The organism is Campylobacter troglodytis (genome assembly GCF_006864425.1).
Taxonomy (GTDB): domain Bacteria; phylum Campylobacterota; class Campylobacteria; order Campylobacterales; family Campylobacteraceae; genus Campylobacter_D; species Campylobacter_D troglodytis.
On record NZ_QHLI01000076.1, the window covers coordinates 1 to 7,875 of the forward strand.

The 7,875-nt window shown below is 34.6% G+C and carries 8 protein-coding genes and 2 pseudogenes; 6 read left to right on the forward strand and 4 right to left on the reverse strand.

Features of this window, described 5'->3' with window-relative positions:
- Positions 1-1,038 precede the first annotated feature (1,038 nt).
- Both DMC01_RS11245 and DMC01_RS11250 read right to left on the reverse strand, forming a co-directional pair.
- The gene (locus DMC01_RS11245; protein ID WP_142694303.1) at positions 1,039-1,305 is read right to left on the reverse strand and encodes an outer membrane beta-barrel protein; all 267 of its coding nucleotides are present in this window, start codon (positions 1,303-1,305) and stop codon (positions 1,039-1,041) included.
- On the reverse strand, positions 1,262-1,753 hold the full coding sequence (locus tag DMC01_RS11250; protein ID WP_142694304.1) for an outer membrane beta-barrel protein: 492 nt from the start codon (positions 1,751-1,753) through the stop codon (positions 1,262-1,264). The genes DMC01_RS11245 and DMC01_RS11250 overlap by 44 nt, the downstream gene beginning before the upstream one ends.
- 448 nt (positions 1,754-2,201) lie before the next feature.
- On the opposite strand from DMC01_RS11250, the gene DMC01_RS11255 reads away from it, so the two are divergent.
- Complete coding sequence (locus DMC01_RS11255) at positions 2,202-2,450, forward strand: hypothetical protein (protein ID WP_142694305.1); 249 nt, start codon at positions 2,202-2,204, stop codon at positions 2,448-2,450.
- 970 nt (positions 2,451-3,420) lie between these two features.
- Positions 3,421-3,549: a hypothetical protein gene (locus DMC01_RS16085; protein WP_282432314.1), complete on the forward strand. Its 129-nt coding sequence runs from the start codon at positions 3,421-3,423 to the stop codon at positions 3,547-3,549.
- A gap of 41 nt (positions 3,550-3,590) precedes the next feature.
- Here the strand turns inward: DMC01_RS16085 and DMC01_RS16090 are convergent, their stop codons facing one another.
- Positions 3,591-3,713, reverse strand: coding sequence for a hypothetical protein (locus tag DMC01_RS16090; protein ID WP_282432315.1), 123 nt, complete (start codon positions 3,711-3,713; stop codon positions 3,591-3,593).
- A 381-nt stretch (positions 3,714-4,094) separates the two neighbouring features.
- On the opposite strand from DMC01_RS16090, the gene DMC01_RS11260 reads away from it, so the two are divergent.
- The 4 genes and pseudogenes from DMC01_RS11260 to DMC01_RS16855 all read left to right on the forward strand — a co-directional run bounded on the left by DMC01_RS11260 (position 4,095) and on the right by DMC01_RS16855 (position 7,612).
- Positions 4,095-5,219 carry a YbfB/YjiJ family MFS transporter gene (locus DMC01_RS11260; RefSeq protein ID WP_142694306.1) on the forward strand — a complete coding sequence of 375 codons (1,125 nt, stop codon included), beginning with the start codon at positions 4,095-4,097 and terminating at the stop codon, positions 5,217-5,219.
- Between the two features lie 465 nt (positions 5,220-5,684).
- Complete coding sequence (locus DMC01_RS11265; RefSeq protein ID WP_142694307.1) at positions 5,685-6,233, forward strand: PAS domain-containing protein; 549 nt, start codon at positions 5,685-5,687, stop codon at positions 6,231-6,233.
- A 692-nt stretch (positions 6,234-6,925) separates the two neighbouring features.
- Positions 6,926-7,228 (forward strand): annotated as a pseudogene (locus DMC01_RS16850) (methyl-accepting chemotaxis protein); the annotation flags it as partial.
- A 75-nt stretch (positions 7,229-7,303) separates the two neighbouring features.
- Positions 7,304-7,612, forward strand: coding sequence for a CZB domain-containing protein (locus tag DMC01_RS16855; RefSeq protein WP_246059204.1), 309 nt, complete (start codon positions 7,304-7,306; stop codon positions 7,610-7,612).
- A 136-nt stretch (positions 7,613-7,748) separates the two neighbouring features.
- Here DMC01_RS16855 and DMC01_RS15430 read toward each other — a convergent pair.
- A pseudogene (locus DMC01_RS15430) lies at positions 7,749-7,875 on the reverse strand (IS1595 family transposase); the annotation flags it as partial.

A 7,875-nucleotide genomic window follows, 5' to 3' on the forward strand; every position in this document is an offset into this window, starting at 1 on the left:
ACAACGCTTGGCTCTTAACCCGCTGGATCGCTTTCTTGCGAAAGCTCAAAATGACAAAAAATCCGTCATTGCGAGCGAAGTGCGGTAGCACAAAGCGTGGCGGCTGGGGCGTAGCGGTTTTTGCGTAGCAAAAATGTGTTAGCAGACGCGTAGCACGAAGTAAAATCCACTAAAATTCAGGCTTTGCCTGAATTTGTCATACTGAGCGTGTGCTAAGTATCCACTATACACAAAGTGCGTTTTTACCCTTGTGAATTCGTCTAAAATTCAAACAAAATGCTTAAATTGCAAACTAATTTGAAATCTTGTTTTTGCTAATTTTTGTTTTGCAAAGACTTTGTGGGGTTGTAAGGGCTGAATTTTGCGGCAAAATATCCAAATTCAAGGCTTTAAATTTGGATACTTTTTTAAAAAAGTAGGTTTGCTGTGGCTTGTTACCATAGCATTTTTGGCTACACTCATTCTAAAAGGCTGAATTTGGGCGATTTAAGCCCTTAAATTCAACACAAAGCCAAATTTAAATATTTAAAAAGTTTCAAATTCAACATTAAGGCCAAATTCAAAGCAATTTAAATATTTAAAATTAGCCACACAAACCAAATTCAAGGTGATTTAAACTTAAAAATTCAGCATTAAAAGTTAAATTTACAAAATTTAAAGACAATTAAATTTAGCAAAAACCAAATTTAAAACATTTAAAAACCCTTAAATTCAGCAAAAAGCTAAATTCAAGGCATTCAAGCTTGAAATTTTCATTTCAACACAAAGGAAAATCAAAGCCAGTAAGCCTTGAATTTAGCTCAAAGCCAAAGTCAAAGCATTGAAAAGCCCTAAATTCAGCTATAAATTCAAAGGCTCAAATTCAAAAACCCAAACGAAGTTCAACCCAAGTAAAGCAAAGCCAGGTCAAAAAACTAAACTAACACAAGCCAAATTTCATTTAAGCCTCTGAATTTCGCCTAAAATTCAGCTTTAAACGAGATTCAGCCCAAGCAAAGCTAAAGCCAAACCTCGTTTAAGTCCCTAAATTCAGTGAATTTAGAAAGAAAAGGTATAGCGAAGTCCCACGGCGTAGGGCTGTTGATTTTTCACAGTCAGTGCCCAGTCGTCATCATTATCAGGGAAAAATTGCTTTTTCTTTTGTTGTATCAAACCAAAGCGGCTGTAAAGCTCTATGCCGTGGTTTTGGGCGATATTTGTGCGTAAGCCAAAATTTATGCCCAAATCAAAGCCACTTGGCTTTATCGCATTACCAGCGCCTTTAACCTTGTGGTTTGCGTAGCCTAAGTCCCAAAAACACTCCAAAGTCTAAGCTCTCGCTTGAAACGAAGTTGTAAAGGGCGTTAGCGGTAATGTTCCAAGTGCTGATTTTAGCATCGAATGGCTCGCCAGCCACTTCAGTTGATTTGCTAAAATTGCCAAGATTTATCACGCCGTAATACCTAGCCCCAAAGCTTTGCGTGAAAAACTGCTTGTAGCCTCCCAAAAAGCCATAGACAAAGCCTGTGGCAGTTGCAGAGCTATTGATGCCAGTGTCGGTTTCCATTTTGAGCTTGTTTGCCCCATAGCCTGCTTGCAGGCCCAAGAAAGCTCCGTCTGTCTCAGCCACAGCTACTGTGGCACCTAAAATCTCAGCAAACACAAAGCTCAATGCAATTTTGTTTATACTCAGTTCCTTTAAAGTTGAATTTCCAAGCCTTTCAAGGCGGCGAGGCTCATTTGCTATTAACAAAGCGAGAGGTATTGATTTCATAAATCAAGCTCCGCAAACCTTGAAAAGTTTGGATAGCGTAATTGTAATGCCCCCCTTAATACATTCTTAAAGATAGCTTAAATTTTCAAAAATTTTGGCCAGCTTGAGGGTTGAAAACGAATTTGTGTGAAGCTAAAATTCAACGCGAGGGGCGATTTTATGCGAAGTTGAAATTTTTGCTTGAAAATGAGGTGCGAAAATTCAAGCATTTGCGAAATTTTAGTGCTTTTAAAATGTGAATTTTAAAATGTTTCAAATTTTTTGCCCTTAAAAACCTTTCAAAATTCAGAGAAAAACTTGAATTCAAACCTTTAAAAATGCTGATAAATAAGATTTTAAAAATTTTAAATTTGTTTAAAGGTTTAAATAAAAGGGATTTTAAAAAGTAAAGTTTGTTTAAAAGCCTGTGAAATAAGGCTTTAAATTTTTAGGAAAAAAGGGGGAAATTTTGAGTAAATTTGGCGAAATTTTGAGAGGGTTTTGTAAAAATTTCATTCGTCATTGCGAGCAGTTTTTGCAAAAAACTGCGTGGCAATCTAAATTCAGGCTTTATTTAAATTTATGGATTACCACGCTTGCTTTCGTCTTGCTCGCAATGACGGCTATTTGTCATTTTGAGCCTTTTGAAAAAGGCGAAAAATCTCTAAATTTTAAAGAGATACTTAGTATACGATTAGAACGACAAAGTGAGATTTGAGATTCTTCGCAATGCCTAGAATGACAATTTTTTGCTTTTGTCGCTCTGAGTTTGCATAGCAAACGAAGAAGCTCTTTTTGAATTACGAGCTTCTTTACAACGCTTAGTATAACAAAGCTTAACGCTTTTTGACAAAATAAAGTATGCTTTTTTAAAAAGCCCTAGTTAAATTTATAGTTAAATTTCAAATTTTAAGAATTTTAATCAAGCAATCTTGTCTTTCAATTTTAAGTCAAAATAAAACTCAACAAAATCAAAAAATCCCTATCATTTTAAGCTTAGCTTAAAGATAAATTCAAGTCCTTTAAATTTTTAACAAAATTTGATCTTTTTTTACACAAAAATGACTTCAAATAGCTTTTAAATATGCTATTTATAAGAATTAAAGAAAAATTTTTTATACTAAAAAATAATCACAAAAAATAAGATATAAAAAGTTCTTTAAATAAGTTTTAAAGTTATTTTAAACTATCTTAAAACAGTATAAATTTTTTGTAAATTTTATCTTAGAATTAAATTTAAGCAAGTTTAAATCAAACTTAAAATTAACTAAGTTTAAATTCTTAAACACTTTTAAATAGTATCTTGTAAAACTTATTAATTTTAAATTTATATTTTAAAAACTAGCCTTTTTAGCTTAAAAAATTTACTTTTTTGGCTTGTTTAAATTTTAAGTCCATTTTTGCACTTAAAAAAAGGAACGAAAATTGCTTTTAAATGCTCGTATAAAGACTTTTTTGTCAAAAGAGCTTGAATTTATCGCATAAACTTGTAGTTTTATCAGAGAAACTTTGTTTTAAGTTTTCAAAAGAAAGCAGCTGTAAGCTTTGCAAATTTAGCCAAAATAAAAAGATCTTTGTTTATAAAGAAACTTAGTTTGCCAAAGAAAATTCACTTTATCAATCAGTGTTGCTTTGCCGGAGAATTTGCGTTTTACCGGAGAAACTTTGTTTTATAAAGAAGCTGTGCTTTGAGATACTTAGCACACGCTCAGTATGACAAGGATTTGAGATACTTCGCAAAGCTCGATATGACAAACTTAGATCACTATTACAAGGATTTGAGAGGCTTTACAAATCTTCGTACGAGATGTATTTGAGATGTTTTGCAAGGCTTGATATGACAAGAGGGTGAATTTTCTCATACTTTGTTATTTTGGGCTTGTCCTAAGACAAGCGAAGAAGCTCTATTGTTTTGAGATACTTCGCAAAGCTCTATATGACAAAATAAGGGATACTTTGCAAAGCTTGGTATAAGATGCACTTGAGGTGCTTTGCAAAGGCTTGGTAAGACTGTGTGGAATTTTTGCTTAAATTTGTCAAATTTTCAGCTTTTTTGTCGCCTTGAATTTACAAAGCAAAGACGCTTTTTGCTTGGGATATTTTGTTGTAGCAAAAGCCCTAATTTATCCCTTCGCTTGAATGAAAAGGGTTTTAAGATGTCTAGTGTAGATAAAAATAGACAATGAAAAGGGTTTTAAGATGCCTGGTATAGATAAAAATAGACAATAAAAAGGGTTTTAATATGTCTAGTGCAAACAAAGATAAACAAGACTTAACGCCCCTTCACAAAGAAGGCATTCAAGGACAAGAAATTCTTAAATTCAAGCTTGGCAAAAAGCTTTAATTCTAACTTGGAGGATAAATGTATCGCATTAGTGCTTGTTTTTTTATGACCCTCATTGCAAACGGCCTTGCTCGCTTTGGCTACATAGTGCTTATCCCCTTGCTTATACTTTCAAACAAGCTTACAGAAGAGCAAAGCTACCAGCTAGGCATAGCCTTACTCATAGGCTATATCTTTGGTTCAAGTGCCATTAGCCTCTTGCAAAGGTATTTTTACCTTGAAGTAATAGCCAAATTTAGCCTACTTGTAGTGGCTTTGAGCTTTTTTGCTTGTAGCTTGGAGCTTCCATTTTTTCTAGCCTGGCTTTGGCGCTTTTTAGCAGGAGGAGCAAGTGCAAGCCTTATAATCCTAGCAGCACCCCTATCCTTGCCCTATGTGAGAGCAAAAAATAGGACAAACATAGCAGGGCTTATATTTAGTGGGATTGGAAGTGGGACTGTTTTAAGTGGATTGATTTTGCCTTTTTTAGCACTTAAAGATATGAATTTGGCTTGGTATTTTTTAGGCTCATTAAGCCTACTTGCCTTCTTTTTTTCCCTCTTTGCCTTGAAAAACAAAAATCCTCCCAAAAACAAGGAAAGCTCAGTAAGGCTTGAATTTAACGCACTTTTGTGGTTTTTACTCATTTCTTATGCTCTAAATGCCATAGCCTACTTGCCTCATACTCTTTTTTGGGTGGATTATTTGATTAGAGAGTTAAATATAGAGGAAAAAATCGCAGGAAGTTCTTGGTCGCTTTTTGGAGTAGGAGCCATATGTGGTAGCTTGATGAGTGGCTTTTTAGGAGCTAAGATGGGTGCTAGAAACGCTCATATCGTGGTTTTACTTTTAAAAGCCCTATCTTGCTTTATGACTCTTTTTGGAGCTAAGCTCTTTTGGCTTAATCTAAGCGTCTTTTTGATGGGCTTTGGCACCATAGGAAATGTGGTTTTAGCCAGTGCTATGTCCTTGCAGTTAGTTGGCAAGAAATACTTTGCAAGCTCAATGAGTGCTCTTACATTTGCCTTTGGGCTTGGACAGGCTGTGTTTTCTTTGATCTTTGTGTATATTTTGGGCTATGTGGGATATTTTTGGCTCTTTGTGGGATCTGGAATTGCTCTTATTTTAAGTGCCTTGCTCTTGTTTCCCTTTAAAAATGAGTGAGGAGATTTTAGGTCTAAATTCATTTAAATTTTAAAGAGTGTTAAACTCTTTTATTTTATTTTTGTTGAAAAATGATTAAAATAGTTTCATTTTAAAAATGCTTTAATTTTAAATTTAAATTATAAAAGCTAAAAAATGCCAACAAATTTTAATCCTTTTTGAGCCAAAATAAGCTTAAAATAGCCAAAATTTAAAAAGCTTAATTTTTATTTTTTTGCTATATATAAAAAAACTTATTTTAACTTAATTTTTTAAAAATCATCTTAAACTCCTTGTAATTTTGTCTTTTATGGCTTTATATAAGGGGGGGGGGGGGGGACATTTGAGACTGTGATTTTATTAAAATTTGGTAATTTAATTTAAATTTTTTACTTTTCATTTACCAAATAGCAACTAAACTGTTTTACAATCTTTTCATAGATTTAATGCAAATCTATACTAATTATTTTTCAAAAAGGAGACATCATGCCAACACCAACAAATGTAGAAAGAAAGGTTGGGGATTTTTTGGTTTCAAAGACAGATACCAGCGGTAAGATCTTATATTGCAACGATGAGTTTATAGCCATCTCAGGCTATACAGAAAAAGAACTTCTAGGTAAGCCTCACTCCTTAGTGAGACACCCTGATATGCCAAGAACCATCTTTAAGTATCTTTGGGATACCCTAAAATCAGGACAAGAAGTAAATGCCTATGTTAAAAATATGGCAAAGGATGGGTCCTTCTACTGGGTCTTTGCAAATGTGAGTGCTAGCTATTCACCAGTTGGAAACTTGCTAACCTATACCTCGGTTAGAAGAAAGCCAAGCGAAGAAGGACTAGCCTTTGCAAAAGAGCTTTACCCAAAGCTTAAAGAGATAGAAGAAAAGGGACTTGATGCTGGGCTTAGCTATGTAAAGGAATTTTTTGATTCTTTGCATACCACCTTTACCGAGGCTATGTTTTGTTTACAAACTAAAGAACAATGCTATGGATCTTTGCTTGAAAGAATTACTCATAAAAAGGCTAGTTAAAAAAAGATTTTTTGTGTCTTGTTTTCTTTTCTAAGATAATAAAATGCTATAATTGCGTTTTATTAAGCAAATAGGAGAATTTTATGCTAATTCTTATAGCCGTTCTTGTCCTAGCTTTGATAGCCTCGCTAGTGTTTTGCTACGCCCTTAACAAAAGGCTTAAGGGCTTGGATGGGAGGATTGAGGATCTGCTTGATTTCTTGCAGCTTTTAAACAAGGGTGATTTCAACGCAAGAGCCATAAATTTAGGTAAGCACAAGATAGATGACATAGCAAGGGGAGTAAATAAACTAATAGATCAAATTCAAGCCTTTTCCATAGAGGTAAACACCACCTTTGCCTTTGCAAATGAATCAGACATCAAAAGAAAGATCTTCACAGAGGGCTTTTATCCAAGCCTAGCAAAGATCTGCACCCAGATAAACAAATCCCTTGACGCTGTTTATGACAATAAAATTTTATCTGAAAGGGTGCAGCTTCTTGACACGGATGATAACAAGTCCCAGTTACTTCACCTTCAAAAAAATCTAAACGTCTCCATCACAAGACTAAGCCAAATCGCAGATCAAATGAATACCACCTCAAAAGAATCCACCACCCATCAAAGCCAGATGCAAGAGGTTCTAGCAGCCTTTGAGCAACTTTCTATGCTTATACAGTCAAATAACAGTGCTTGTGATAATCTGGCAAGACAAAGCGAGGACATAAAGTCTATCGTAGGTCTAATCAACGACATAAGTGAGCAAACAAATCTTTTGGCACTAAATGCAGCCATAGAAGCAGCCAGAGCCGGTGAGCATGGCCGGGGCTTTGCTGTGGTAGCTGATGAGGTTAGAAAATTAGCTGAAAGAACCCAAAAGGCAACAGATGAGATAAGAACAAATATCTCTGTCTTGCAAGAAAATAGCTCCCAAGTAAGCTCAAACTCAGAAGACATAGCCCTTAAGGTAAGGGATGCAAATGATAGGGTGTATAATTTTTCCTCTATGCTAAATGAGCTTAGTCAAAACACTCATCTTATGGATACCCAGCTTTCTAGGATCTCATCTTCAATCACTGGGAATTTATTTATGGTTAATCATATAATCTTTAAAGATGATGCTTATAAGATAGCCTTGCAGGTTGAAGAAAATGAGCTTAAAACGGACTGTTCTTTTACAAAATGGCTTGATGAGGGTGGAAAAAGATACAGTAAAGCTCCTTTGTATAATGAGTTAAGAAATACCCATGCCTTGGTGCATAAACTAGCCCAAGAAGCACTTGAAAAGCTAAATAACAAAGAAGAAATCGAAGAGGTCATAAGAAGCTTTAAGTCTATGGAGGAGCAAAGTGTGAGGTATTTCAAGCTAATGGAAGAGATCTTAAATAGCGAGGCTTGAATTTAAATATTTTGAATTCCTTATTCTTTATCCTTTTGTGATTTTTAAAACCCTTCCGCAATTTTGTGAAAGCTCAAAAGTCAAAGGATGTAGGGCTGGCACACACATTACCACCGCATCAAGTAAAAATAAAGGCTCAATCCAACTTAAGCGGATTTTGCTTTATCATTTTTAGCAAGATTTTATACAAATCTTGTTGCTTAATTTTGGCATTAGATCTAAATTCGGTTTCTTTTAAATGAAGCATAAAATTTCTATTTCCT

Bases quoted from the DNA above. Each gene is read 5' to 3' on its own strand.
- DMC01_RS11250 (WP_142694304.1), bottom strand. From the start codon at position 1,753: ATGAAATCAATACCTCTCGCTTTGTTAATAGCAAATGAGCCTCGCCGC.
- DMC01_RS11260 (WP_142694306.1), top strand. From the start codon at position 4,095: ATGTATCGCATTAGTGCTTGTTTTTTTATGACCCTCATTGCAAACGGC.
- DMC01_RS11265 (WP_142694307.1), top strand. From the start codon at position 5,685: ATGCCAACACCAACAAATGTAGAAAGAAAGGTTGGGGATTTTTTGGTT.
- DMC01_RS16855 (WP_246059204.1), top strand. From the start codon at position 7,304: ATGGTTAATCATATAATCTTTAAAGATGATGCTTATAAGATAGCCTTG.